Raw genomic sequence first — 24,991 nt, 5'->3', positions numbered from 1 at the left:
AGCGCCGCGGCTTCGCCGATGCGCTTCAGATTCTTGATTTGTGCATGTCGTTATCCCAAAACCACTGAGCACTTTTGGGCGACATGCACTGTTGCGCATCCTTGTCAGCTTCTGCGGTTGTCCAGCGCGAAGGCGCCGGCACCGGCGAAGATCAGATAGAGGAAGATGAAGCAGAAGGAGATTGCCGAGTCGCCGCCATTGTTGACGGGGAAGAAATCGCGCGGGAAATGCGCCATGAAATAGGCGATTGCCATTTCTCCGGCCAGAAGGAACGCAACCGGGCGGGTGAAAAGGCCAAGCGCCAGCAAAATGCCGCCGGCGAATTCGAGAATGCCTGCAGCCGTCGTCAGTCCGGTGAGGACGTGCGGCTCGGCACTGACCGGGAAGTTGAACAGCTTCTGCGAGCCATGTTCGATGAACTGCGAGGCGGTCATGATGCGCAGCACGCCCAGCGCCTGCGGCCGGTACTGAGCAAGGCGTTCGAAAAGCTTCATGTAAAACTCCATTTTACCCCCGGTCGGCCATAAATTACCGCCCCGCAACGGACCATTCACTTCCCATGGCCTGCCATCAACAATCGGTGAGTGGAAATGGTCAGTCCACATTTCTTCTCGCATTGGTTGCATTTATATCGCTATGGTTGTATAGATGTATTGTCGATTCACCAAACCATGCGAGTTCCGGTGCCATGAAAAAAGTCGCCATCAGCCTATTCGCAATCCTCGCAGGCACGAGCTTCGCCATGGCCGGCGATGCCGGTTGCGATGCCTTCAAATGGCCGGTCACGCGCGAGCAGTCCCTGTTTCCGGCGGCGCCTGCCGCGCAGTCCGGCGCCACGCTCGCTGTCGGGCAAGCGGTGGATTTCTCCCTGGCGGCGGTGGACACGATCAGCTTTGACGTGCCGCCGGGCCGCGCACCGGCATCCGGAACGTTCGGCGCAAAGGCAAGCGTGCTCGTACCACCTGAAGGCGAGCTCCAGTTCAGCCTGTCCGATGAGGCCTGGATCGATGTCGTCCAGGACGGCCATGTCGTGAAGCCGGCGGGTTTCAGCGGCGTGAAGACCTGCCCGGGAATTCGCAAGAGCGTGCGCTTCAAGCTCGCCGGCGGCGCGGCCATCATCCAGCTCAGCGGTGCGAAAAAGGCCGATCTGAAAGTGGCGGTGCTGACGCCGGAGTGATCCGGCGCCAGCCGATCGGCTAGAGCAATTCCAGGAAAAGTGTGAGCGGTTTTCCGTGCGGAATTGCGTCAAAACAAAGAGATAGAGCGGTTCGCCGTTTGCGTGAAACGGTGAGCGCTCCAGGCGCCGCTACCTCACCGGGGCGAGCAATGCGAAATGCGCGCCTTGCGGGTCCTGGCATTGGACGATCCACTGCGCGCTGGGCACCTCCATCGGTCCCATCAGCACCTTGCCGCCGTTGTCGGTGACACGCTTGGCGGCAGCGTCGATGGCATCGACATTGAAATAGAACTGCCAGACCGGAACCGGGATCTGCGGCGGCTTGTTCATAATGCCGCCGCCGGATTCGGGACCGGCGCCGAATGTCTGGTAGATGCCCATTTCGCCCATGTCGAACTGGCCGGCGCTCTCCCAGCCGAACTGGCTGGAATAAAAGTCGAAGGCTGCTTTCCAGTCCGAGGTGTAAAGTTCGTGCCAGCCGACATGGCCAAGCGTGGTCGCCGGCACCGGCGGCTGCTCGGGCTGGTTGGGCTGCAGGAACATGAAGGTCGCCCCCTGCGGGTCGGCAACGACCGCGAAGCGGCCGACGCCTGGGATATCGTCCGGCGCGCGATGCACCGCACCGCCTGCTTCCTGGAGCGCCTTCGTCGAAGCGTCGACATCCTTGGTGTGGATATAGCCGAGCCATGCCGGCGGCATGCCCATCTTGGCGGCGTCTTCCGGTATGGTCATCAGCCCGCCGACGCCGCGCACGGCGGAATTCATGACGATGTAACGCGGCATGCCCGGCGCCTTGTCGAAGGGCTCGGCCCTCCAGCCGACGACGGCGGTGTAAAAAGCCTCGGCGGCGTCGAGGTCGGTGGTCATCAGTTCGTACCAGAAGAAGGGCTTTGGGGTATCAGGCATTGGTCGGTCTCCTCACCGGTTCAGGCAGCGATCATCGTTCGATCCATCCTAGGACGACATTGGCGACAGAAATCCGACATCTGGGTCGGAAATCGCAGACGGCAAGGCGGCCGGGACTACGATCTTGCGTGTCCGGCGCTTTTCGACTTTGCTGCCCTCAAAGAGGGGCTGTCTTCATGCGTCGAATGTCGCTCACGCCAGAGCTCGTCGCTCTGTGCCACCGGGAGGAGGTCGACCCTGGTCCCGATGGCAGCTGGACGCAATTGAGCGATGATGATTTCCGCGATCTCGCCACGCGCCTGTCCGGCGAAGCCGACGAAGGTCCGCTATGGGTGTTCGCCTATGGCTCGCTGATCTGGAAGCCGGCCTTCGACTCCGTCGAGCAACGACGCGCCTCGGCCTACGGCTGGCATCGCTCGTTCTGCCTCGACATCGTCCGCTGGAGGGGCAGCGCCGCGCAGCCGGGGCTGATGATGGCGCTGGAACGCGGCGGTCGATGCGACGGCGTCATCTACCGCCTGCCGGATGGTGAAAAGCCGGCACAGATCGAAAGACTGCTGCGACGTGAAGTCGGCGACGACGAGAGCATCAGTTCTGTGAGATGGGTTCCGGTGCGCACGGCGCAAGGTCGGCTGCGGGCGCTGGGTTTTTGGGTTGGCGTGACCGGTAACGGCACTTCGTTGGGGCAGCCGCTGGAAAAGGTGGCCTGGGTGCTGGCGCGTGCCTGCGGCCATGTCGGCTCCGGCGCCGAGTACCTCTACAACACCGTCAGCCACCTCGAGACATTCGGCATCCACGACCGCAATCTGTGGCGACTGCAGGGACTGGTCGCGGACGAGATCCGATCGATCCACGGGCACAGGATCGCAAGCGGCGAACGGCCGGCCGTGGAAGTTGCCGCGATAACATGAGTAGGATTATCATGTTTTTATGTAGACATTACAGTGGCTTGGCCGAAAATTGACCAATTGATAAAAAAATAAAACGTGCTAGCCTTCCCCAAAACAACAACAAGGGGAACTGGAATGGCGATTGGTCATTTCATCGAAGGCATTGCCGGCGGCAGGCTGTCGGCCGAGGAGTATGCCGACAATTTTTCCGACCTGCATCCACCGCTCGATCATCACGAGGCGCTGGTCGAGTCCGATCGCTGCTATTTCTGTTACGACGCGCCGTGCATGAATGCATGCCCGACCTCGATCGACATTCCGCTTTTCATCCGGCAGATCGCGACGGGCAATCCGCTGGGCTCGGCCAAGACCATTTTCGACCAGAACATCCTCGGCGGTATGTGCGCCCGCGTCTGCCCGACCGAGACGCTGTGCGAAGAAGTCTGCGTGCGTGAAGTGGCAGAAGGCAAGCCGGTGCAGATCGGCCGGCTCCAGCGCTATGCGACCGACGTCGCCATGAGCGAGGGCAAGCAATTCTACAAACGCGCCGAACCAACCGGAAAGACGGTCGCGGTGGTCGGCGCCGGGCCGGCGGGGCTGGCGGCGGCGCATCGACTTGCCCGCCACGGCCATGACGTGACGATCCTGGAGGCGCGGCCGAAGGCCGGCGGCCTCAACGAATATGGCATCGCCGCCTATAAGAGCGTCGACGATTTCGCCCAGGCCGAGGTCGACTATGTCACCGCGATCGGCGGCATCGACATCCAGAACGGCAAGGCGCTCGGCCGCGACTTCCAACTGGCCGACCTGATGCGCAACTACGACGCGGTGTTCCTCGGCCTCGGGCTCGGCGGCGTCAATGCGCTGCGCGCCGAAGGCGAGGACGCCGATGGCGTCACCAATGCGGTCGAGTTCATCGCCGAGCTTCGCCAGGCAAGCGACCTTTCCGGCCTGCCGGTCGGCCGGCGCGTCGTCGTCATCGGCGGCGGCATGACGGCGATCGACGCCGCGGTGCAGTCGAAGCTGCTCGGCGCCGAGGAGGTGACGATCTGCTACCGGCGCGGCCAGGAGCATATGAACGCTTCCGGCTTCGAGCAGGATCTGGCCGCCGCCAATGGCGTCACCATCCGCCACTGGCTGCAGCCGAGGCGCGTCATTGCCGAGAACGGCAAGGTGTCGGCGATCGAGCTCGAATATACTGCTATGGATGGCGACAAGCTCGCCGGCACCGGCGAACGGCTGACGCTCGCGGCAGACCAGGTGTTCAAGGCGATCGGCCAGAGTTTCGTGCCGGCTCACCTCGACGGCAGCGTCGCCTCGATCGAGCTCGAAGGCGGACGCATCAAGGTCGACGCCGAGGGCCGCACCTCGCTGGCGAAAGTCTGGGCCGGCGGTGACTGCATCTTCGGCGGCGACGACTTGACGGTTTCGGCAGTGGCGCAGGGCCGCGACGCGGCTGAATCCATCCACCGGGCACTGACCTCTAACGGGAGGGCATGAGCATGGCAGACATCCGCAACACCTTCGTCGGCATCAAGTCGCCCAATCCATTCTGGCTGGCTTCGGCGCCGCCGACCGACAAGGCCTACAATGTCGAGCGCGCCTTCAAGGCCGGCTGGGGCGGCGTGGTGTGGAAGACGCTGGGCGAAGAGGGGCCGCCGGTCGTCAACGTCAACGGCCCGCGCTACGGCGCGATCTGGGGCGCCGATCGCCGCCTGCTCGGCCTCAACAACATCGAGCTGATCACCGACCGCGACCTGCAGACCAATCTGCGCGAAATGAAGCAGGTGAAAATGAACTGGCCTGATCGGGCGCTGATCGCCTCGATCATGGTGCCTTGCGTGGAGGAGAGCTGGAAGGCGATCCTGCCGTTGGTCGAAGAGACCGGCGCCGACGGTATCGAGCTCAATTTCGGCTGTCCGCACGGCATGAGCGAGCGCGGCATGGGTTCGGCGGTCGGCCAGGTGCCCGAATACATCGAGATGGTGGTGCGCTGGTGCAAGCAGTACACGCGCATGCCGGTGATCACCAAGCTCACGCCCAACATCACCGACATCCGCAAGCCGGCGCGGGCCGCGCACGCCGGCGGCACGGACGCGGTGTCGCTGATCAACACGATCAACTCGATCACCGGCGTCGATCTCGACAGTTTCGCGCCGCAGCCGACCATCGACGGCAAGGGCTCGCATGGCGGCTATTGCGGCCCGGCGGTGAAGCCGATCGCCATGAACATGGTGGCCGAGATCGCGCGGGACCCGGAAACGCATGGCCTGCCGATCTCGGGCATCGGCGGCATCACCACTTGGCGTGACGCCGCCGAATTCATGGCGCTCGGCGCCGGCAATGTGCAGGTCTGCACCGCGGCCATGACCTACGGTTTCAAGATCGTCCAGGAGATGATCGCCGGGCTCGAGAACTGGATGGACGAGAAAGGCCATGCCTCGCTGTCCGACATCATCGGTCGCGCGACCCCCAACGTCACCGACTGGCAGTATCTCAACCTCAACTACGTCGCCAAGGCGCGGATCGACCAGGATGCCTGCATCAAATGCGGCCGCTGCCACATCGCCTGCGAGGACACCTCGCACCAGGCGATCACCAGCATGGTTGATGGTGTCAGGCATTTCGAGGTGATCGAGGCCGAATGTGTCGGCTGCAATCTCTGCGTCAATGTCTGCCCGGTCGAAGGTTGCATCACCATGGAGCCGCTGCCGGCCGGCGCGATGGACCAGCGCACCGGCAAGCCGGTGTCGCCGATCTACGCCAACTGGACGACGCACCCGAACAATCCGATGGCCAAGGTGGCGGCGGAGTAGGTTTCGTCACGAGAAGAGCGCCGAGGGCGCAGCAGCTTCCCTTCTCCCCGTCACAATACGGGGAGAAGGTGCCGGCAGGCGGATGAGGGGCAGCGCTACCTTTTGAGATAACCTGCGCACCAGTCGCTGCCGCATCTCATGCATCACTGACGATCTGGCGCAATCGTCCTGTGTGTTCGCACAGGGCGATTTTGTACGGTCTCAGTTGGCGCTGCCCCTCATTGCCCTGCCGGGCATTTCTCCTCGTATGTGACGGGGCGAAAGACGCAGTCCTCGCCGATTTCGCCAATCACCGACGTATTGTCGTTTCGAAAGCAGAGGACACTCCATTTTCTTATTGCAGATAAAATTTATCCATGATAAAAGATATCCATGAATAGGATATCAGCACCGTGAAACTGGGTGAAGGCGTCGAGGCAGCCATTCACTGCGCGGCTACGCTCGCAAGCGTGGACGGCAACAGCACCATGCCGGGGGCTGCCTTGGCGGAGTGCTTTGGCCTGTCGCCGAGCTATCTCCTGAAGCATCTCAATATGCTGACGGCGGCGCGTATCCTGGAATCGGTGCCGGGCCCGGCGGGTGGCTACAGGCTGGCGCGGCCTGCCGAACGCATCACGCTGCTCGATATCGTGCTGGCCGTCGAAGGGCCCGAGCCTGCGTTCCGCTGCGGCGAAATCCGCCGCAACGGCCCGGTCAAGATCGATGCCTCGGCCTATGTCAAACCGTGCGGCATCAATGCCGCGATGCTGAAGGCCGAGCGCGCCTACCGGGCGGCGCTCGCCGAAACAAGACTGTCCGACATCGTGGCGAATTACGCGGCGGAGGGCGATCCACGCTCGTTTGCCGCGAGTTGCGCTTTTGTCGCACAGCACCAGCGGCCGCAGAAAACCGGTTCAACCAAACGGATTTAACCCGCCAAACAGATGTGAAAGGCAAAAACAATGAAACAGAGGCTGCAATTTTTCGCCAAGGCGCCGCAAATCATGAAGGCGGTATCGGCGCTCAACTCGGCGGTCGAGGAGTGCGGGCTCGAGGTAGGCCTGATGCACCTCGTCAAGCTCCGGGCCTCGCAGATCAATGGCTGCTCTTATTGCGTCGAGATGCACAGCCGCGAGGCGCGGCGCGACGGCGAGACCGAGACCCGGCTCTATCTCGTCGCTGCCTGGAAGGAATCGCCGCTGTTTTCCGAGCGCGAGCGCGCCGCGCTCGCCTGGACCGAGAAGGTGACGAACATCTCCGACAACGGCGTTCCGGACGATCTCTACGCGAGCACGCTCGAGCATTTCTCGGAGGAGGAGCTGGTCAAGTTGACGGTGGTGATCGGCATGATCAACACTTGGAACCGGCTCTGCGTGTCCTTCCATGCCATCCATCCGATGCCGGCCGCCAAGGCTGCCTGAGCGTTTTGCCGACGCGCGGGCCTGTTGCAGGCCCGCGCGTTTTCGTTCGCGAGATCAACGACATGTTTGAGAGTTTTCAAAACGAGATCCTGTTGGCCGCTCGCCTGCTGCTCGGCGGCGCTTTCGTCTTCGCCGGCCTGCGCAACATTCAAAACAGAAACCTGGTCGCCTCATTGATGACCGCGCGTGGCGTGCCGCAGGCGAGGCTGGTTCTATCACTGGGCATCGTTTTGCAAGTCGTAGCGGGCTCGCTGGTGATCGCTGGCATATGGACCGCACTGGCGGCGGCCTGCCTGATCCTGTTCCTGATCGCGGCGACGCCGATGTTCCACAATTTCTGGAACCACCAGGGCCCGGATCGAGCCTCTCGCATCAACGGCTTCGTCGGTAATGTCGCCTTGGCTGGCGGGTTCATGGCGCTGATCGCGCAAGCGGCGTAGCGGCTGCCGCAAAGCAGCCGCCATGGCGCGTCCGTCACGCCGCAAAGCGCAGGCCGCCGTCGCAGGTCAGCACCTGGCCGGTCATGAAGCCGTTGGAGACCAGGAAGGCTATCGCGTCGGCGACGTCCTCGGCGCGGCCGATGCGGCCGACCGGCGTCTTGCCGGCATACTCGGCAAACACCGCCTGACGCTGGTCGTCCGCCAGGAAATCCCACCATGGCGTGTCGATGACGCCGGGCGCCACGACATTGACGCGTAGCGGCTTCAGCTCGACCGCAAGGATCGGCGCCACGGTGAGCAACATGCCGTTGATGGCTCCGATGCCGGCGACCCCGGGCGCCGCGAGCTGCGCCGAGACAGCCGAGATGAAAGTAACCGAGCCTGTCTTGTTCAAGATGGGCAGGGCAGCCTGCAGGCAAGCCAGCTGCGGCCTGATCTTCTCATCGACGCCGCTGCCGATATCGGCGAGGTCGAGCGTCGCGAACGGCCCGAGCCCCTTGCCGCCGCTGGCGGCGAGAACGAGATGATCGAACGGTCCGAGGCCGTCGAAGAAGCGCCGGACCTCGTCTGGCCTGCTTGCATCGAAAGCGGCCTTGCCGACGGCGCCGCCAAGGGCCTTCCAGGCTCCCTTGAGCTTCTCCTCGTCGCGGCCGGTGATCGTCACTTTCATCGCAGGGCTGACCAGCCGCTTGGCCGTGGCGAGGCCGATGCCGGACGAGCCGCCGATGATCACGCAATGTTCGATGGTCTCGCTCATGATTGCTGTTCCTTGGACTTTGAAGATAGGCGCCCAGTCAGGTCGAAGCTAAGCGCGCGCAACCGGCGACGCGATTTTTGGTCATAGGCCTGGGCGTCGGCGCGCGATTCCCGTTGGCCGTCGAAATAGCGGCCGCTGCGTCCTTCGAGCGCCGGCGAGGTCGCCAGGTTGAGGATGGCGTCGGCGCCGGTCTCGACCGAACTCCACGGCGTGATGCCCGCCTGGCGGACCATGGTCGTGTCCATGTAGCTGGCCGGATGCAAGGCATTGACGGTGACGCCGGTGCCTTCGAGCTGTTCCGCCAGGTCGACGGTGAACAGGATCTGCGCCAGTTTGCTCTGGCAGTAGGCGCGCACGCCGCTATAGCCTTGCGTCAGCATGACGTCGTCGAAATCGATCGCCTGCTGGCCGGCCGAAGCGACATTGACGATGCGCGCCGGTGTGCTTGCCTTGAGCAGCGGCAAGAGTTCCGATGTCAGCAGGAAACCAGCGAGATAGTTGACGGCGAAGCGCAGTTCATATCCGTCGGCGCTGACCTGCCGTTTGGCGCCCTGGCCGCCTGTGCCGACGCCGGCATTGTTGATCAGGATATCGAGCCGATCTGTCCTTTTGCGAACGGCTTCGGCGAGGCGGCGCACTTCGGCAAGCGAAGCGAGGTCGGCGGCGAGAAATTCCGCCTTGCCACCTTTTGCCTCTATGGCAGCTACGGTCGCCTTGCCGCGGCCTTCATCGCGGCCATGCAGCAGCACGCGGGCGCCGGCGGCGCCCAGCCTTTCGGCGACCACGCGACCGACCCCGTCGGTCGAGCCGGTGATGAGAATCGTCTTGTCCTTGAGTTCCATGTTCAGAGCCTCCTTACGCTGCTCTGAACGCAAAGATGGGACACCAGGCGCATCTCAAACAGTTCAAACTTTATCCTGGTATCGGTACTGCTATAATAAGCTCATGGAAGCCGTTTCCCATTCCCCTGAAGATCATCGCCGCCGCGAGCTCGGCGCGTTCCTGCGCTCGCGCCGCGAGAGGCTCTCGCCGTCGGATACCGGCATCGCCGCCGGGCAGCGGCGACGCACGCCCGGGCTAAGGCGCGAGGAAGTGGCGATGATCGCCGGGGTCGGCACGACCTGGTATACCTGGCTGGAGCAGGGCAGGGACGTGCGGCCCTCGGTCGAGGTGCTGACCGCACTATGCGAGGCGCTGCGGCTCGACACGGCCGAGCGGCGGCATCTGTTCACGCTCGCCGGCCGCCAGCAGCCGGAGCGGCGTCGCATCGTGCAGGCGAAGGTCGAGGGGCCGCTGCTGCACATGTTGCAGAGTCTGGTCCTGCAACCCGCCTATGTCGTCGGCCCGCGCTGGGACGTGCTGGCGTGGAATGACGCGGCCGTTGCCATTTTTGGCGACTACGGCTTGCTGGAAGGCGACGCCCGCAACATCATCCATGGCCTGTTCACCGATCCGCAATGGCGCCACCTGCTGGTCGACTGGGAACAACTGGCGCGCGCAACCCTTGCCGCGTTCCGCGCCGAGAGCGCGAAATATGTCGGCGATCCGGATTTCGAGCGGCTGATCGCGCTGATGATGCGCTCAAGTCCCGAGTTCCGTGAATGGTGGCCACAGCGCGATGTGGTGCATCGCCTATCCGGCCTGAAGCATCTGCGCCACCCGATCGCCGGTGCGATGACGTTCGAGCATATGAGCCTGTCGATCGACGACGGTTCGGATATGCGATTGATCGTCTACACGCCGCTCGCCGAGCACAACTCGGTTGCCAAGCTCAAGAAGCTGCTGGAGGCGCAGCCTGCTGAGAAGCGCAGCGCCTGAAGTTGGGCGGCGGCAACCTCTCAACTTCGTCATCCACGGGCGGAGCGGGAGCGAAGCGGCCGCGGAGACCCGAGGATCCATTCCGTTACCTTGATCGAAGGGCGCAGCGGAGCAGAATTCTGCACCGCAGCGGCGCGCTGAAGTCACGGAATGGATCCTCGGGTCTGCGCTGCGTCGCTACGCTCCTTGCTCCGCCCGTGGATGACGAAGCTGAGAGGCTTCGGTCAATCTCCACGGGCCGCAACAACCAACGGCTCGCAAGTGCTCAAGCCCGTTGATCCGTCATGACGAGACGTTAGCCCTTCGGCTTCAGCCCGTCGAGGAACAGCTGCTCCAGGAACCGTGCCGCGTCCTCGAAGCGGCCATCGCCGCCGCGATCCTCGCCGAGCACGGCGCGCACCTGGACGTCGAAATCGGCGTAATGCTGCGTCGTCGCCCAGATCGAGAAGATCAGGTGCCAGGGATCGGTGCGGGCGATCTTGCCGGCGCGCATCCAGCCCTTGATGACGGCGGCCTTCTCGTCGACCAGCGATTTGAGTTCGCCCTCCAACATCGGCTTGATGCGCGGCGCGCCCTGCAGGATCTCATTGGCGAACAGCCGGCTTTCGCGCGGGAAATCGCGCGCCATTTCAAGCTTCCTGCGGATGTAGCTTCTGAGCTCCGTCAACGGATCGCCGATGTCGTCGAGTTCGCGCAGCGGCGCCAGCCAGGTGTCCAGGAGCCGCTGCATCAACGTCTCGTGAATGTCTTCCTTGCGGCGGAAGTAATAGAGGAGGTTCGGCTTCGACATGCCGGCGGCCTCGGCGATCTGGTCGATGGTCGAGCCGCGAAAACCGTTGGTGGAGAAGACTTCGAGGGCGGCTTCCAGGATGAGCTCGCGCTTTTCCTGCTGGATGCGGGTGCGGCGGGGAGCGGAGCCTTCCATCGCGTCCGTCATCCTTGCAGGTCGTGCCGACTGTCTGGACCAATTGTCTGGACCAGTTTTTCCTTGGGCTGTGGAGCGCGCTTTCTATGCGGCATTTCCGCTAGTAATCCCTTGAGCGCCGACAGGCGGCGCTAACGTTTGTCCAACCGGTCAAAATTTTGCGTAGCACGAAAACGCAGCGAAGACCAAGCGTTGGCCGCACCGAAACAGGTTACAAGGGGAAGTCTTGGTCATGTCCAACCGGCTGAAAGTCACGCCGAACGATCTCAGCGCATTCTGGATGCCGTTCACGGCAAATCGCCAGTTCAAGCAGGCGCCGCGCATGTTCGTGTCCGCCAAGGACATGCACTACACGACCAGCGACGGCCGCAAGGTGCTCGACGGCACCGCCGGCTTGTGGTGCGTGAATGCCGGCCACTGCCGGCCGAAGATCACCGAAGCCATTCAGCATCAGGCGGCCGAGCTCGACTACGCGCCGGCCTTCCAGATGGGCCACCCGATCGTGTTCGAGCTGGCGAACCGCCTGGTCGATATCGCGCCGAAGGGCATGGACCACGTCTTCTTCACCAATTCCGGTTCGGAATCGGTCGACACCGCGCTCAAGATGGCGATCGCCTATCATCGTGTCAGGGGCGAGGGCTCGCGCACCCGCCTGATCGGCCGCGAGCGCGGCTATCACGGCGTCAATTTCGGCGGCATCTCGGTCGGCGGCATCGTCAGCAACCGCAAGATGTTCGGCACGCTGCTCGGCGGCGTTGACCACCTGCCGCATACGCATCTGCCGGAAAAGAACGCCTTCTCGAAGGGCGTGCCGGAACATGGCGCGGAACTGGCGAATGAGCTCGAGCGTCTCGTCGCGCTGCACGATGCCTCGACCATCGCAGCCGTCATCGTCGAGCCGGTCGCCGGCTCCACCGGCGTCATCCTGCCGCCGAAGGGCTATCTGCAGAAGCTTCGGGAAATCTGCACCAAGCACGGCATATTGTTGATTTTCGATGAAGTGATCACCGGTTTCGGTCGCCTCGGCGCGGCGTTCGCGGCGGACTATTTCGGCGTCACGCCGGACATCATGACCACAGCCAAGGGCGTCTCCAACGGCGTCATCCCGATGGGCGCGGTGTTCGTGAAGAAGGAAATCCACGACGCCTTCATGACCGGCCCCGAGCACATGATCGAGTTCTTCCACGGCTACACCTATTCGGGCAATCCGATCGCCTGCGCCGCCGCGCTGGGCACCTTGGACACCTATAAGGAAGAGGGCCTGCTGACGCGCGGCGAGGAACTGGCGCCCTATTGGGAAGATGCGCTGCATTCGCTGAAGGGCGAGCCACACGTCATCGACATCCGTAACATCGGCCTGATCGGCGCGATCGAGCTGGCGCCGATCGCCGGCAGCCCAACCAAGCGGGCGTTCTCGGCCTTCGTGAAGGCGTTCGAGCGCGGCGCGCTGATCCGCACCACCGGCGACATCATCGCGCTGTCGCCGCCGCTGATCATCACCAAGGGCCAGATCAACGAGCTGATCGACCATGTTCGGGATGTTTTGAGGTCGATCGATTGACCAACCAGGCGCGGATACCCCCCGGTCGAGGGAGGGTGTCCGCGCCGCGAACGGCCGGGGCGCGGGCGACGCGCCGACCTGACCTCGAAGGCGACGTGATAATTCAAGCGGGCAGTGCGCCTATACCTTTCAGGATCACCCGTTTGATATTTTCCTTGGCTTCCCGCCATTGCCGGTCGGACAGGGATTTGCCGCCATTGAGCGTCTCGATCTGATGGCCGAAATCGGCGTAATGCTGGGTCGTGGCCCAAAGCATGTAGAGTAGATGGCGCGGGTCCACCGGATCCATCTGGCCTTCCTCGATCCAGCGCCTGATGATCTCGACGCGGCCGTCGGTCCATTCGCGCAGCGTCGATTCCATATAGTCCTGAAGCACCGGCGCGCCGTGCATCACTTCCGAGGCCCAGACTTTCGAACCGTCCGGGTGGCGGCGCGATATTTCCATCTTGGCGTCGATATAGGCGCTGATGCCGTCCACCGGGCCGCGCGCCACGTCGAAGCAATTGGCCGCCTGCAGCCAGATCTCAAAAATGTTCTGGACGACGGACCGGTAGAGTTCTTCCTTGGTGGCGAAATAATAGTGGAGATTTGCCTTTGGCAGCCCTGCCAGATCGGCGATCAGCTGCATCGTGGCGCCGCCAAACCCGGCCTCCGCGAAGACTTTTTCGGCGGCAAGCAGAATGGCTTTCTCATTCTCCCGCCTTATGTCCTGGCGCCGCATGGGGCGGGTGAGTTCGCTCATGTCTTCCCCAAGATTCTCGTTGACCGCTTGGTCAGGTTGTGTAGTCTGAAAGCTGACCATACGGTCAGGATGCAAACCACTCAAGGGGCGACAAGACCCCTGGTGAAAATGGGAACCGCAAATGGCCGCACCCGGCGAAAATCTGCGAATCAATTCAGACCGCTTGTGGGATTCCATCATGGAGATGGCGAAGATCGGCCCCGGCATTGCCGGCGGCAACAATCGCCAGACGCTCACCGATTCCGACAAGCAAGGGCGCGAATTGTTCAAGTCCTGGTGCGACGAGGCCGGGCTCTCGATGGGCGTCGATCAGATGGGCACCATGTTCATGACGCGCGCCGGCACCGATCTGGACGCACTGCCCGTCTATGTCGGCTCACACCTCGATACCCAGCCCACCGGTGGCAAATATGACGGTGTGCTCGGCGTGCTCTCAGGCCTGGAGGTCGTGCGCTCGCTCAACGATCTCGGCATCAAGACGAAGCATCCGATCGTCGTCACCAATTGGACCAACGAGGAGGGCGCACGCTTCGCGCCGGCCATGCTCGCCTCGGGCGTGTTCGCCGGCATGCATACGCTCGATTACGCCTACGCCCGCAAGGATCTCGATGGCGCCTCTTTCGGCGACGAGCTGAAGCGGATCGGCTGGGTGGGCGACGAGAAGGTCGGCGCGCGCAAGATGCATGCCTATTTCGAGTACCACATCGAGCAGGGGCCGATCCTCGAGGCCGAGAACAAGCAGATCGGCGTGGTGACCCACTGCCAGGGCCTGTGGTGGCTGGAATTCACGCTGACCGGCAGGGAGGCGCATACCGGCTCGACGCCGATGAACATGCGCGTCAATGCCGGCCTCGCCATGGCCCGCATCCTGGAGATGGTGCAGACTGTCGCCATGGAAAACCAGCCCGGCGCCGTCGGCGGAGTCGGACAGGTGAAATTCTCGCCCAATTCGCGCAACGTCTTGCCGGGCACCGTCGTCTTCACCGTCGACATCCGTTCGCCGGATCAGGCAAAGCTCGACGGCATGCGCGCCCGTATCGAGAAGGAAGCGCCGGAGATCTGCGAGGCGCTGGGCGTCAAATGCTCGGTCGAGGCTGTGGGCCATTTCGACCCGGTGACCTTCGATCCGACGCTGGTCGGCCGCGTGCGCACGGCAGCCGAAAAGCTGGGCTACAGCCACATGAACATCATTTCAGGCGCCGGGCACGACGCCTGCTGGGCGGCCAAGGTCGCGCCGGCGACTATGGTCATGTGTCCCTGCGTCGGCGGGCTCAGCCATAATGAGGCCGAGGAGATCAGCAAAGAATGGGCGGCGGCGGGCGCCGACGTCTTGTTCCACGCGGTGGTCGAAACGGCGGGAATCGTAGAATGACCGACTAGAGCCAAATCGCCTCGCCAAAACCGCTCGCAAAGAAGCGCGACAGAACATGGGAACAAGAAAATGACCAAAGTCATCCGGAACGGCACCATCGTCACAGCCGACCGCACGTGGAAGGCGGACGTGCTGATGCAGCACGGCAAGATCGTCGCCATCGGCTCGAACCTGCACGGCGATCACGAGTTCGACGCTACCGGCTGCTACGTCATGCCGGGCGGCATCGATCCGCACACCCATCTCGAAATGCCCTTCATGGGCACCTATTCGGCCGACGATTTCGAATCCGGCACGCGCGCGGCACTCTCCGGCGGCACGACCATGGTCGTCGATTTCTGCCTGCCTGCGCCGCAGCAGTCGCTGCTCGAGGCGCTGCAGATGTGGGACAACAAGACCTCCAAGGCGTCTTGCGATTACTCCTTCCACATGGCGATCACCTGGTGGGGCAAGCAGGTGTTCGACGAGATGGCGGATGTCGTCGATCGAGGCATCACCTCGTTCAAGCACTTCATGGCCTATAAGGGCGCGCTGATGGTCGACGACGACGAGATGTATTCGTCGTTCCAGCGCTGCGCCGACCTCGGCGCGCTGCCGCTGGTCCATGCCGAGAACGGCGACGTGGTTGCAGCACTTTCGCAAAAGCTGCTCGCCGCCGGCAACAACGGCCCCGAAGGCCACGCCTATTCGCGTCCGCCGGAAGTGGAGGGCGAGGCCACAAACCGCGCCATCATGATCGCCGACATGGCCGGCGTGCCGCTCTATGTCGTACACGTCTCGTGCGAGCAGAGCCATGAAGCCATCCGTCGCGCCCGCCAGAAGGGCATGCGCGTCTATGGCGAGCCGCTGATCCAGCACCTGACACTGGACGAGACCGAATATTTCAACAAGGACTGGGATCACGCGGCGCGCCGTGTGATGAGCCCGCCCTTCCGCAACAAGCTGCACCAGGATTCGCTCTGGGCTGGCTTGCAGGCCGGGTCGCTGCAGGTGGTGGCGACCGACCACTGCTCCTTCACCACCGAGCAGAAGCGCAACGGCGTCGGCGATTTCACTAAGATCCCGAACGGCACGGGCGGGCTCGAGGACCGCTTGCCGGTGCTGTGGACGACCGGCGTCAACACCGGACGCCTGACGATGAACGAGTTCGTCGCGGTGACCTCGACCAACATCGCCAAGATACTCAACATGTATCCGAGGAAGGGCGCGATCGTCGAAGGCGCGGACGCCGACATCGTGGTCTGGGATCCGAAGCGCAAGAAGACGATCACGGCCAAGAAGCAGCAGTCGGTGATCGACTACAACGTCTTTGAAGGTTTTGAGGTCACCGGCCTGCCGCGCTTCGTCTTTTCGCGCGGTGAGCTTTCGATCGAGGAGGCTGAGGTGAAGGCCAAGATCGGCCATGGCGAGTTCGTCGCCCGCGAGCCGAACGCGGCGGTCAACCGAGCGCTGTCGACCTGGAAGGAGATCTCGGCGCCGCGCAAGGTCGAGCGCTCCGGCATTCCGGCGACGGGGGTCTGAGCGTGCGCGCCATTCATCTGGCAATCGCGGCATCCGCAATTCTGGCCGCCGTCCCGGCCTTCGCGGCCGGCATCGACCTGTCCAAGTCTTATGGCGACAAATATGGCTGCATCAACAAAAACGGCCAGCAAGTCGCCGCCGATAGGATGCTGCTTGTCACCGACAAGGAACTGATCACGGCCGCCAGCGCCTGCACCTTCACCGAGAAGAAGACGCAGGCTGATGGTTCGCTGGTGGTGAAGTCGATGTGCGAGGCGGAAGGCGAGGACGGCCAGTCGCCAGTCCAATTCACCATAAGGCGCAGTCCCAAGAACGCCAAGAAGTTGGTGATCGCTGACGAGGACGGCACTGTCTACGGGGAAGTCTCCCGGTGCCGATGACGGCCAGCTTTCCTCATTTGACGACTTCAGGCAACCAGCGCATCCAGTTCCGGCAGCAGGACGACGCTCTCCTGTTCGTTGGGATCGGTGCGGGCGATGACCGCCGAAGACGGGGCGCCGCTCAGATTGGCAGGCAGATGCGGCACGCCGGCCGGAATGTAGAACAGGTCGCCGGCCTTGACGACGATGTGATGCTCGAGCCGGTCGCCGTACCAGGTGTGGACTTCGCCGGAGAGCACGTAGATCGCCGTCTCGTGGTTTTCATGCATATGCGCCTTGGCGCGGGCGCCGGGCGGCATGGTGAGCACATGCATGCAGATGCCGGAGGAGCCGACGGTCTCGGCGGCGATGCCGGCGAAATAGCTCAGCCCCTGCTTGCCTTCATAAGTGCTTTCAGGGCGGATAAGATGACAGGTCGGTTTGGGCGACATCGGGGCAACTCCGGGCGTCAATCTGACGGGAAGGCCAATGGGACGGGGCGAGTGGAAAACAACATCGCGACAAATGCAATCGGATTCCGGCCTGCGCAGCAGCGGTGGGAAAAGGCGGGCTCCAGCCGATGACGGGGAATTCGCCAGCCGTCGTTTCGGCAAGCAAGCTCGACCTCACCTTCCAGACCAACGACGGTCCGGTGCGGGCGCTGTCCAATGTCGATCTGACCATCGGCAAAGGTGAGTTCGTCTCCTTCATCGGCCCATCGGGTTGCGGCAAGACCACCTTGCTGCGCGTCATTGCCGACCTCGAAAAGCCGACATCGGGGACAATCTCGGTCAACGGAATGACGCCGGAACAGGCGCGCGAGAAGCGGGCCTACGGCTATGTGTTCCAGGCGGCGGCGCTGTTTCCGTGGCGAACGATCGAGCGCAATGTGGCGCTGCCGCTGGAGATCATCGGGCTCAGCCAGGCCGAACAGGCCGAGCGCATCAAGCGCACGATGGAACTCGTCAACCTCTCCGGCTTCGAGAAGAAATATCCCTGGCAGCTCTCGGGCGGCATGCAGCAGCGCGCCTCGATCGCGCGCGCGCTGGCCTTCGACGCCGACCTGCTGCTCATGGACGAGCCGTTCGGCGCGCTGGACGAGATCGTGCGCGACCATCTGAACGAGCAGCTTCTCGACCTCTGGGGCAGGACCAACAAGACGATCTGCTTCGTCACCCACTCGATTCCCGAGGCGGTCTATCTGTCGACGCGCATCGTGGTGATGTCGCCGCGACCCGGCCGCGTCACCGACATCATCGAATCCACGCTGCCGAGTAAGCGGCCGCTCGATATCCGCGAGACGCCGGAATTCCTGGCGATCGCCGCGCGCGTGCGCGACGGGCTGAGGGCTGGGCACAGCTATGATGATTGAGGGCCTTTGCGAGCGAGCGACTGATCGCGCTGTCGTCATCCTAGGGTCTGCGCTCCGCTTCGCGTCGCTCCGCCCTAGGATGACGAAATCGCGTTGGGCGGCTCCCACTACGCGCGCGGCTTCGCGCCTGCTTCGCCCTAGGATGACGAAAGGAACGAGCGCTGCGGCACCGAAAGCGAAGGCACCCGGCCTTCGCTTCGCTCCGGCCACCCTCTCCCCGGCGGGGAGAGGAGGGGGCGCCCATGGATAGCTTCCGCTCCAAGATCTTCCCCGTGACCGCCATCCTCGCCGGCGTGGTCGTGCTCTGGTACGTCTTCGCCGTCATCCTCAACGCGCCGTTCCAGCGCGATCTCGACAGCCGCGCCAATGAGACGCCGGGTGTCGTCGAATTCGTCGGCAAGACCCTGGCGCAGCCGAAGCCGACGCTGCCGGCGCCGCACCAGGTGGCGGTGAATTTCTTTGAAAACACCTTCCTGCGCAGCGTCACCTCGAACCGCAGCCTGGTCTACAACGCCTGGGTGACGCTGTCCTCGACGCTGCTCGGCTTTGCCTTCGGCACCGCGCTCGGCATCGTCATTGCCGTGGGCATCGTGCATGTGGCGACGCTCGACCGCAGCCTGATGCCATGGATCATCGCCTCGCAGACCATTCCCATCCTGGCGGTGGCGCCGATGATCATCGTGGTTTTGGCGGCTGTCGGCATCACCGGCCTGATCCCGAAGGCGCTGATCTCGACCTATCTGTCGTTCTTCCCCGTCGCCGTCGGCATGGTGAAGGGCCTGCGCTCGCCCGAACTCATGCATCTCGATTTGATGCACACCTACAATGCCAGCCGCTCGCAAACGTTCTGGAAGCTGCGTGTGCCGGCTTCGGTGCCGTTCCTTTTCACCTCGATGAAGGTGGCGGTGGCGGCAAGCCTGGTTGGCGCCATCGTCGGTGAACTGCCGACGGGCGCCGTTGCCGGTATTGGCGCCAAGCTGCTCGCCGGCGCCTATTACAGCCAGACCGTCGATATCTGGTCGGCCTTGGTTGCGGGCTCCATCGTTGCCGCGCTGCTGGTGATGGTGGTGGGTATTGCCGGACGACTCGTCGATCGCGCCATGGGCGGGAGGCCGGCATGAGGTTTCCGAACCACAGTTGGCAGACTTGGATTGTTCTCCCGTTTGCCGGACTCCTTGCTTTTCTATTCGCTTCTATGAACGGCGTTCCAAGCGCTCCGCCGCCCTACGGCACTCTTTCCGGCGGGGTCGCGATAGCCTTGGTTCTGATCTCGACTTTGGCGGCAAACTACACCTCAAACAGGCTGTTGGAGGCGGTTTTCCTTTTTGCCGGTGCGCATGGCGCGGCATTTTTCCTGCTTGCCGGTATCAAAGGCCATGAAGGAACCGCAGGTCCCGCATACTACTTGCTGCTTGCTTCCGCGTGGCTGCTGGCTTGGCGCTGTGTTACGATCCTTTCAGGTCGTCGCGCAACGGCGCGTCCGATGTCGATAGCGCTGCGCCTGATCATCCCGGCGATCTTCGGCGCCTGGATCCTGATTATCTGGGAAGCGGTGACGCGCGGCGCGGGGATCCCTTTCATCCTGCTGCCGCCGCCAAGCGCCATCGGCGCGCGCATCGCCAATTCGCTGCCGATCCTGGGGTCGGATGTGCGGCAGACGATCTTCAAGGCGGTGCTGATCGGCTATGTCGTGGGCAACCTCGCCGGCTTCGTCGTCGCCATCCTCGCCGACCGGGTGCCGTTCCTGCGGCGCGGTCTGCTGCCGATCGGCAATATGGTTTCGGCGCTGCCGATCATCGGTGTCGCGCCGATCATGGTCATGTGGTTCGGCTTCGACTGGCCGTCCAAGGCCGCTGTCGTCATCATCATGACATTCTTCCCGATGCTGGTGAACACGGTCGCCGGGCTTGCCGCCTCCGGGCACATGGAACGCGACCTGATGCGCACCTACGCGTCGGGTTATTGGCCGACCTTGTTGAAGCTCAGGCTGCCGGCGGCAATGCCGTTCATCTTCAATGCGCTGAAGATCAACTCGACGCTGGCGCTGATCGGCGCCATCGTCGCGGAGTTCTTCGGCACGCCGGTGGTCGGCATGGGATTCCGCATTTCGACGGAAGTCGGGCGGATGAACATCGACATGGTTTGGGCCGAAATCGCAGTTGCAGCCCTTGCGGGTTCGGTCTTTTATGGCGTGGTCGCTCTCATCGAGAGAGCCGTCACGTTTTGGCATCCCTCTGTCCGAGGTGGATAGGGGCGGTGGGTTTGGGTGCTAACTTCAGAGGGTAAAAACATGAAAAGACTGCTGATTTCTGCTTTGGCCGGCGCCATGTCGCTGGCCGCCTTCCAGGCGATGGCCGCCGACAAGGTGACACTGCAGCTGAAATGGGTCACGCAGGCCCAGTTCGCCGGCTACTATGTCGCCAAGGCCAAGGGCTTCTATGATGCCGAAGGCCTCGACGTCGACATCAAGCCGGGCGGTCCCGACATTGCCCCAGAGCAGGTGATCGCCGGCGGCGGCGCCGACGTCATCGTCGACTGGATGGGCGGGGCGCTCGCGGCCCGCGACAAGGGCGTGATGCTCGTCAACATCGCCCAGCCGTTCAAGAAGGCGGGCATGGAACTGGTCTGCCCCAAGAACGGACCGATCAAGACCGAGGCCGACTTCAAGGGCCACACGCTCGGCGTCTGGTTCTTCGGCAATGAGTATCCCTTCTACGCCTGGATGAACAAGATCGGCCTCAAGACCGATGGCGGGCCGGACGGCGTAACCGTGCTCAAGCAGAGCTTCGACGTGCAGCCGCTGATCCAGAAACAGGCCGACTGCATTTCGGTCATGACCTACAACGAATACGGTCAGGTGCTGGATGCCGGCTACAAGCCGGAAGACCTCATCGTCTTCAACTACTCGGCCATGGGCAACGACCTGTTGGAGGATGGGCTCTACACGCTCGAGGACAAGCTCAAGGATCCGGCCTTCGAGGACAAGATGGTGCGCTTCGTGCGCGCCTCGATGAAGGGCTGGAAATATGCCACCGAGAACCCCGACGAGGCGGCCGGGATTGTCGTGGACAATGGCGGCCAGGACGAGAACCACCAGAAATTCATGATGAAGGAGGTGGCCAAGCTGGTCGACAATGCGGATGGCAAACTGATCCCGGCAGCCTACGAGCGCACCGCCAAGGCTCTGCTCGATCAGAAGATCATCAGCAAGGAGCCGAGCGGCGCCTACACGACCGCTGTCACCGACAAGGCGATCAAGTAAAATCTGCTCTCGAGGCAGAAGGTGGAAAGGGGCGGGCGACCGCCCCTTTCTCGTGGGTTGCGGTAAAATAACTGTGTGCGGGGATACATCCGGCTCGCCAACCGTTGCAGTGATGCATCCGCCCCGCCGGGGAGCAGTGCGGGATGCTGTAACCAACGGAGGTTCTTCATGCGCATCCTATCCGTGCCGATGCTTTCGGCCCTCGCCGTTTCGACCGCTTTCCTCCTCGCAATGCCGGCCATGGCCGAGACGATGAAGCTCAAGGCGACACTCGACGGCGGCCAGCAGAGCCCGCCTGTCACCACCAAGGGCAAGGGAACCGCCACCCTCACCTTCGATACCACCACGAAAAAGCTCACCTGGAACGTCAAATATTCCGGTCTCAGCGGACCCGCCGTGGCGGCCCACATCCACGGTCCGGCGGACATGGGCGCGAATGCCGATCCCGTGATTCCGTTCAAGAAGCTGAAGAGCCCGATCAAGGGGTCGGCAACGCTGACCGACGCGCAAGCGGCCGATCTGGAGGCCGGCAAATACTACGTCAACGTCCACACCGCCAAGAACAAGGACGGCGAGATCCGCGGGCAGATCGAGAAAGCGATGTAGCGCCCGATAGGATCGCGATCCATGCGGAAGTCGGCGGGACAGCGCCTCCCTCTGTCCTGCCGGACATCTCCCCCACGAGGGGGGAGATTAGCTGTTCCATCGCCTCGCTCATTCTCGCAACGCTGGCGATTGGCGAAACCCGGCGGACATCTGATCTCCCCCCTTGTGGGGGAGATGGCCGGCAGGCCAGAGGGGGGCGCGAAGGAACTTTGCCTGTGCCTTTGTCGGCACTCAGGCCTTGTCGCGTATCTGCGTCAGCGTGCGGGTCGGCGTGATCGCTTCGGGATCGAGCTTGATCTCGACGATCGCCGGCTTGCCGCTGGCGCGCGCGCGTTCGAAGGCCGGCGCGAATTCGGCGGTCTTCGCAACCGTCTCGCCGTGCCCGCCATAGGCGCGGGCAAGGGCGGCGAAGTCGGGGTTCTTGAGGTCGGTGGCGACGACGCGGCTTGGATATTCCCGCTCCTGGTGCATGCGGATCGTGCCGTAGATGCCGTTGTTGACGACGATGACGATGATCGGCAGGTCATATTGGACGGCGGTCGCGAACTCCTGGCCATTCATCAGGAAGCAGCCGTCGCCGGCAAAGGCGATGACTTCTCGATCCGGGTGCAGCGCCTTGGCGGCCACCGCCGCCGGCGTGCCGTAACCCATCGAGCCGGAAGTCGGCGCCGCTTGCGTGGCGAAGCGGCGGGAGCGGTGGAAGCGATGCACCCAGGTGGCATAGTTGCCGGCGCCGTTGGCGAGGATGGCGTCTTCCGGCAGAACCTTCTCCAGATAGTCCATGATCGGGCCCATGTGGACGTCGCCAGGACCTGTCTGCGGCGGCGTCGACCATTCGAGATAGGCGGCGTGCGCCTTCGCCGTCTCGGCTGCCCAGGACGGCGCGCCGGCCAGCCTGAGCCTGGCGAACGCCTCGACGAAGGCGGCGGGCGAGGCGTTGATCGCCAGCGTCGGCCGGTAGACGCGGCCGAGCTCGCCGGCATCGGCATGGACATGCACCAGTGCCTGGTCGGGATAGGGGCTTTTCAGCAGCGTGTAGTCGGAAGACGGCATCTCGCCCATGCGGCCGCCGATCAGCAGCACGACGTCGGCCGCCTTGATCTGCGCCGCCAGCTTCGGATTGATGCCGATGCCGACGTCGCCGGCATAGTTCGGATGCAGATGATCGAACAGCATCTGGCGGCGGAACGAGCAGCCGACGGGCAGCGACCAGGTCTCGGCGATCGCGCGCATCCGCGCCACTGCTTGCTCATCCCAGCGCGTGCCGCCGAGGATGACGAACGGGCGCTTGGCCCCTGCGAGCAGCATTTCCAGCGCGTCGAGCTCGGTCTCGCCTGGGTATGTCTCGACCGGCGTGTACGGCAGCGCTTCCGGCGCCTCGACCTCGCTGGTCAGCATGTCTTCCGGCAGCGAGATGACCACGGGTCCCGGCCGGCCTGAGGTCGCAACCGCGAAGGCGCGGGTGACGAATTCCGGGATGCGCGCGGCATCGTCGATCTCGACCACCCATTTGGCGATGTCGCCGAAGAAGCGCTTGTAGTCGACCTCCTGGAAGGCCTCGCGCTCCTTGGCATGGCTGGCGACCTGGCCGATGAACAGGATCAGCGGCACTGAATCCTGCATCGCTATGTGGATGCCGGCCGAGGCGTTGGTGGCGCCGGGGCCACGGGTGACGAAGCAGATGCCGGGCTTGCCGGTCAGCCGTCCCTGGCAGTCCGCCATCATCGCGGCGCCGCCTTCCTGGCGGCAGACGATGGTGCGGATCGAGGAATCGTGCAGCGCGTCGAGCACCGCCAGATAGGATTCGCCCGGAACACAGAAGATTCGATCGGTGCCGTTGGCTTCAAGCGCCTCGACGATCAGTTGTCCGCCGGTCTTCATTTTGCTGCTCTCTCCAGTTCGGCGAGGATTTCCCCAGTGTGCTCGCCAAGACGCGGCGAGGGACGCTCATAGACGAGGGGCGTGCCGGACATCACCATCGGCGCGCGAACCGACGGCAAGAAATTGCCGTGGCCGTCATCGAGGTCGAGCCGCATGCCGCGCGCGATCGTCTGCGGATCGGCAAACATCTGGCCGATCGTGTTGATCGGGCTCGCCGGCACGCCGGCGGCCTCGAGCTTCGCCAGCAGCGGATCACGATCCAACGTGTTCAGCGCCTCGATGATGCGTTCACGCAGCCTCGCGCGGTTGGCGACGCGGGCCGGATTGGTGGCGAAATCGGGGTTCGCGGGCAGGTCGGTCAGGCCGACCGCGGCGCAGAATTTGCCGAACTGGCCGTCATTGCCGACCGCCAGGATGATGTGGCCGTCTCTCACCGGCAGCACCTCGTAGGGCGCGATGTTCATATGCGCGTTGCCCATCTGCACCGGCGACTTGCCGGAAACCAGATAGTTCAGGTTCTGATTGCCGAGCGCGGAAATCTGGCTGTCGTAGAGCGCCATGTCTATGTACTGGCCTTCGCCGGTCTTTTCGGCATGGCGAAGTGCCGCCTGGATGGCGATCACCGAATAGAGGCCGGTGAACAGATCGGAGATGGCAACACCCGCCTTTTGCGGCTCGCGGCCAGGCTCGCCGGTGATCGACATCATGCCGGCCATGGCCTGGATGATGAAATCATAGCCTGCGCGTGGCGCATAGGGACCGTCCTGGCCGAAGCCGGTGATCGAGCAATAGACGAGCCGCGGATTGATCGCCTTCAGGCTCTCATAGTCGAGGCCGTATTTCTTCAGGCCGCCGAGCTTGAAGTTCTCGATCAGCACGTCGCCGGTGGCGACAAGCTTGCGCAGCGTATCGGCGCCATCGGGCTTGGAGAAATCGATGGCGATCGAGCGCTTGCCGCGATTGCAGGAATGGTAATAGGCGGCCGAGAGGTTCTCGCCGTCATGGCTCATGACGAAGGGCGGTCCCCATTTGCGGGTGTCGTCGCCACCGTCCGGACTCTCGACCTTGATGACATCGGCGCCAAGATCGGCCAGCAACTGCCCGGCCCAGGGGCCGGCCAGGATGCGGGCGAGTTCAATAACGCGGATGCCTTTCAGCGGGGGTTCGGCCATGGATCACCGTGGTT

25 protein-coding genes and 1 pseudogene are annotated in these 24,991 nt (G+C 63.4%); 17 read left to right on the top strand and 9 right to left on the bottom strand.

The window, feature by feature from the left end; all coding sequences use genetic code 11:
• Nucleotides 1-104: 104 nt before the first annotated feature.
• The gene (locus F3H96_RS07990; RefSeq protein WP_149791400.1) at nucleotides 105-494 is read right to left on the bottom strand and encodes a DoxX family protein; all 390 of its coding nucleotides are present in this window, start codon (nucleotides 492-494) and stop codon (nucleotides 105-107) included.
• A gap of 194 nt (nucleotides 495-688) precedes the next feature.
• Between F3H96_RS07990 and F3H96_RS07985 the strand changes: the two genes are divergently transcribed.
• Entirely contained in the window at nucleotides 689-1,177 is a 489-nt protein-coding gene (locus tag F3H96_RS07985; protein WP_149791560.1) for a hypothetical protein, read from the top strand.
• A 129-nt stretch (nucleotides 1,178-1,306) separates the two neighbouring features.
• Here the strand turns inward: F3H96_RS07985 and F3H96_RS07980 are convergent, their stop codons facing one another.
• Nucleotides 1,307-2,083 carry a VOC family protein gene (locus F3H96_RS07980; RefSeq protein ID WP_149791399.1) on the bottom strand — a complete coding sequence of 259 codons (777 nt, stop codon included), beginning with the start codon at nucleotides 2,081-2,083 and terminating at the stop codon, nucleotides 1,307-1,309.
• A gap of 176 nt (nucleotides 2,084-2,259) precedes the next feature.
• Between F3H96_RS07980 and F3H96_RS07975 the strand changes: the two genes are divergently transcribed.
• The 6 genes from F3H96_RS07975 to F3H96_RS07950 all read left to right on the top strand — a co-directional run bounded on the left by F3H96_RS07975 (nucleotide 2,260) and on the right by F3H96_RS07950 (nucleotide 7,629).
• Nucleotides 2,260-2,994 carry a gamma-glutamylcyclotransferase gene (locus F3H96_RS07975; protein ID WP_149791398.1) on the top strand — a complete coding sequence of 245 codons (735 nt, stop codon included), beginning with the start codon at nucleotides 2,260-2,262 and terminating at the stop codon, nucleotides 2,992-2,994.
• Between the two features lie 114 nt (nucleotides 2,995-3,108).
• Nucleotides 3,109-4,473 (top strand): NAD(P)-dependent oxidoreductase, encoded by a 1,365-nt coding sequence (locus F3H96_RS07970; protein ID WP_149791397.1) that lies wholly within the window; start codon nucleotides 3,109-3,111, stop codon nucleotides 4,471-4,473.
• A gap of 2 nt (nucleotides 4,474-4,475) precedes the next feature.
• Nucleotides 4,476-5,789 (top strand): NAD-dependent dihydropyrimidine dehydrogenase subunit PreA, encoded by a 1,314-nt coding sequence (gene preA / locus F3H96_RS07965; RefSeq protein WP_149791396.1) that lies wholly within the window; start codon nucleotides 4,476-4,478, stop codon nucleotides 5,787-5,789.
• A 392-nt stretch (nucleotides 5,790-6,181) separates the two neighbouring features.
• Complete coding sequence (locus F3H96_RS07960; RefSeq protein WP_149791395.1) at nucleotides 6,182-6,700, top strand: Rrf2 family transcriptional regulator; 519 nt, start codon at nucleotides 6,182-6,184, stop codon at nucleotides 6,698-6,700.
• Nucleotides 6,701-6,730: 30 nt separating this feature from the next.
• A complete protein-coding gene (locus F3H96_RS07955) occupies nucleotides 6,731-7,189 on the top strand; it encodes a carboxymuconolactone decarboxylase family protein (RefSeq protein ID WP_149791394.1) in 459 nt (152 codons plus the stop codon).
• Nucleotides 7,190-7,251: 62 nt separating this feature from the next.
• Nucleotides 7,252-7,629 carry a DoxX family protein gene (locus tag F3H96_RS07950; protein WP_149791393.1) on the top strand — a complete coding sequence of 126 codons (378 nt, stop codon included), beginning with the start codon at nucleotides 7,252-7,254 and terminating at the stop codon, nucleotides 7,627-7,629.
• A 34-nt stretch (nucleotides 7,630-7,663) separates the two neighbouring features.
• Here F3H96_RS07950 and F3H96_RS07945 read toward each other — a convergent pair whose 3' ends face one another.
• Both F3H96_RS07945 and F3H96_RS07940 read right to left on the bottom strand, forming a co-directional pair.
• On the bottom strand, nucleotides 7,664-8,386 hold the full coding sequence (locus F3H96_RS07945) for an SDR family oxidoreductase (RefSeq protein WP_149791392.1): 723 nt from the start codon (nucleotides 8,384-8,386) through the stop codon (nucleotides 7,664-7,666).
• On the bottom strand, nucleotides 8,383-9,228 hold the full coding sequence (locus F3H96_RS07940) for an SDR family oxidoreductase (protein ID WP_149791391.1): 846 nt from the start codon (nucleotides 9,226-9,228) through the stop codon (nucleotides 8,383-8,385). The genes F3H96_RS07945 and F3H96_RS07940 overlap by 4 nt, the downstream gene beginning before the upstream one ends.
• A 103-nt stretch (nucleotides 9,229-9,331) precedes the next feature.
• Here F3H96_RS07940 and F3H96_RS07935 point away from each other — a divergent pair, with 103 nt between their 5' ends.
• On the top strand, nucleotides 9,332-10,204 hold the full coding sequence (locus tag F3H96_RS07935) for a helix-turn-helix transcriptional regulator (protein WP_149791390.1): 873 nt from the start codon (nucleotides 9,332-9,334) through the stop codon (nucleotides 10,202-10,204).
• Nucleotides 10,205-10,499: 295 nt separating this feature from the next.
• On the opposite strand, the gene F3H96_RS07930 is transcribed toward F3H96_RS07935, so the two are convergent.
• A complete protein-coding gene (locus F3H96_RS07930) occupies nucleotides 10,500-11,129 on the bottom strand; it encodes a TetR family transcriptional regulator C-terminal domain-containing protein (protein WP_149791559.1) in 630 nt (209 codons plus the stop codon).
• A gap of 232 nt (nucleotides 11,130-11,361) precedes the next feature.
• Here F3H96_RS07930 and F3H96_RS07925 point away from each other — a divergent pair, with 232 nt between their 5' ends.
• A complete protein-coding gene (locus F3H96_RS07925) occupies nucleotides 11,362-12,690 on the top strand; it encodes an aspartate aminotransferase family protein (protein ID WP_149791389.1) in 1,329 nt (442 codons plus the stop codon).
• Nucleotides 12,691-12,793: 103 nt separating this feature from the next.
• Here F3H96_RS07925 and F3H96_RS07920 read toward each other — a convergent pair whose 3' ends face one another.
• A complete protein-coding gene (locus F3H96_RS07920) occupies nucleotides 12,794-13,639 on the bottom strand; it encodes a TetR/AcrR family transcriptional regulator (RefSeq protein ID WP_244619934.1) in 846 nt (281 codons plus the stop codon).
• Here F3H96_RS07920 and F3H96_RS07915 point away from each other — a divergent pair.
• From F3H96_RS07915 to F3H96_RS07905, 3 genes are all read left to right on the top strand, one after another.
• A complete protein-coding gene (locus F3H96_RS07915) occupies nucleotides 13,554-14,804 on the top strand; it encodes a Zn-dependent hydrolase (RefSeq protein ID WP_149791387.1) in 1,251 nt (416 codons plus the stop codon). The two genes, F3H96_RS07920 and F3H96_RS07915, sit on opposite strands and share 86 nt — an antisense overlap.
• Nucleotides 14,805-14,873: 69 nt before the next feature.
• The gene (gene hydA, locus F3H96_RS07910; RefSeq protein ID WP_149791386.1) at nucleotides 14,874-16,325 is read left to right on the top strand and encodes a dihydropyrimidinase; all 1,452 of its coding nucleotides are present in this window, start codon (nucleotides 14,874-14,876) and stop codon (nucleotides 16,323-16,325) included.
• Nucleotides 16,326-16,327: 2 nt separating this feature from the next.
• Nucleotides 16,328-16,705, top strand: a complete 378-nt coding sequence (locus F3H96_RS07905; protein WP_149791385.1) for a hypothetical protein — start codon at nucleotides 16,328-16,330, stop codon at nucleotides 16,703-16,705.
• A 26-nt stretch (nucleotides 16,706-16,731) separates the two neighbouring features.
• Here the strand turns inward: F3H96_RS07905 and F3H96_RS07900 are convergent, their stop codons facing one another.
• A complete protein-coding gene (locus F3H96_RS07900; RefSeq protein WP_149791384.1) occupies nucleotides 16,732-17,136 on the bottom strand; it encodes a cupin domain-containing protein in 405 nt (134 codons plus the stop codon).
• Between the two features lie 128 nt (nucleotides 17,137-17,264).
• Here F3H96_RS07900 and F3H96_RS07895 point away from each other — a divergent pair, with 128 nt between their 5' ends.
• The 5 genes and pseudogenes from F3H96_RS07895 to F3H96_RS07875 all read left to right on the top strand — a co-directional run bounded on the left by F3H96_RS07895 (nucleotide 17,265) and on the right by F3H96_RS07875 (nucleotide 21,924).
• Nucleotides 17,265-18,056 carry an ABC transporter ATP-binding protein gene (locus F3H96_RS07895; RefSeq protein WP_149791383.1) on the top strand — a complete coding sequence of 264 codons (792 nt, stop codon included), beginning with the start codon at nucleotides 17,265-17,267 and terminating at the stop codon, nucleotides 18,054-18,056.
• A 242-nt stretch (nucleotides 18,057-18,298) separates the two neighbouring features.
• On the top strand, nucleotides 18,299-19,177 hold the full coding sequence (locus F3H96_RS07890) for an ABC transporter permease (RefSeq protein ID WP_149791382.1): 879 nt from the start codon (nucleotides 18,299-18,301) through the stop codon (nucleotides 19,175-19,177).
• A 200-nt stretch (nucleotides 19,178-19,377) separates the two neighbouring features.
• Nucleotides 19,378-20,307 (top strand): annotated as a pseudogene (locus F3H96_RS07885) (ABC transporter permease); the annotation flags it as partial.
• Between the two features lie 39 nt (nucleotides 20,308-20,346).
• A complete protein-coding gene (locus F3H96_RS07880) occupies nucleotides 20,347-21,318 on the top strand; it encodes an ABC transporter substrate-binding protein (protein ID WP_149791380.1) in 972 nt (323 codons plus the stop codon).
• A 168-nt stretch (nucleotides 21,319-21,486) separates the two neighbouring features.
• Nucleotides 21,487-21,924, top strand: a complete 438-nt coding sequence (locus tag F3H96_RS07875; RefSeq protein ID WP_149791379.1) for a CHRD domain-containing protein — start codon at nucleotides 21,487-21,489, stop codon at nucleotides 21,922-21,924.
• Nucleotides 21,925-22,155: 231 nt separating this feature from the next.
• Here the strand turns inward: F3H96_RS07875 and F3H96_RS07865 are convergent, their stop codons facing one another.
• Complete coding sequence (locus tag F3H96_RS07865; RefSeq protein WP_149791378.1) at nucleotides 22,156-23,805, bottom strand: thiamine pyrophosphate-binding protein; 1,650 nt, start codon at nucleotides 23,803-23,805, stop codon at nucleotides 22,156-22,158.
• The gene (locus tag F3H96_RS07860; protein ID WP_149791377.1) at nucleotides 23,802-24,977 is read right to left on the bottom strand and encodes a CaiB/BaiF CoA-transferase family protein; all 1,176 of its coding nucleotides are present in this window, start codon (nucleotides 24,975-24,977) and stop codon (nucleotides 23,802-23,804) included. The genes F3H96_RS07865 and F3H96_RS07860 overlap by 4 nt, the downstream gene beginning before the upstream one ends.
• Between the last annotated feature and the right edge of the window lie 14 nt (nucleotides 24,978-24,991).

This window comes from Mesorhizobium sp. NFR06 (assembly GCF_900115245.1).
Lineage (GTDB): Bacteria > Pseudomonadota > Alphaproteobacteria > Rhizobiales > Rhizobiaceae > Mesorhizobium.
This window is presented reverse-complemented; position numbering and strand designations above follow the sequence as displayed.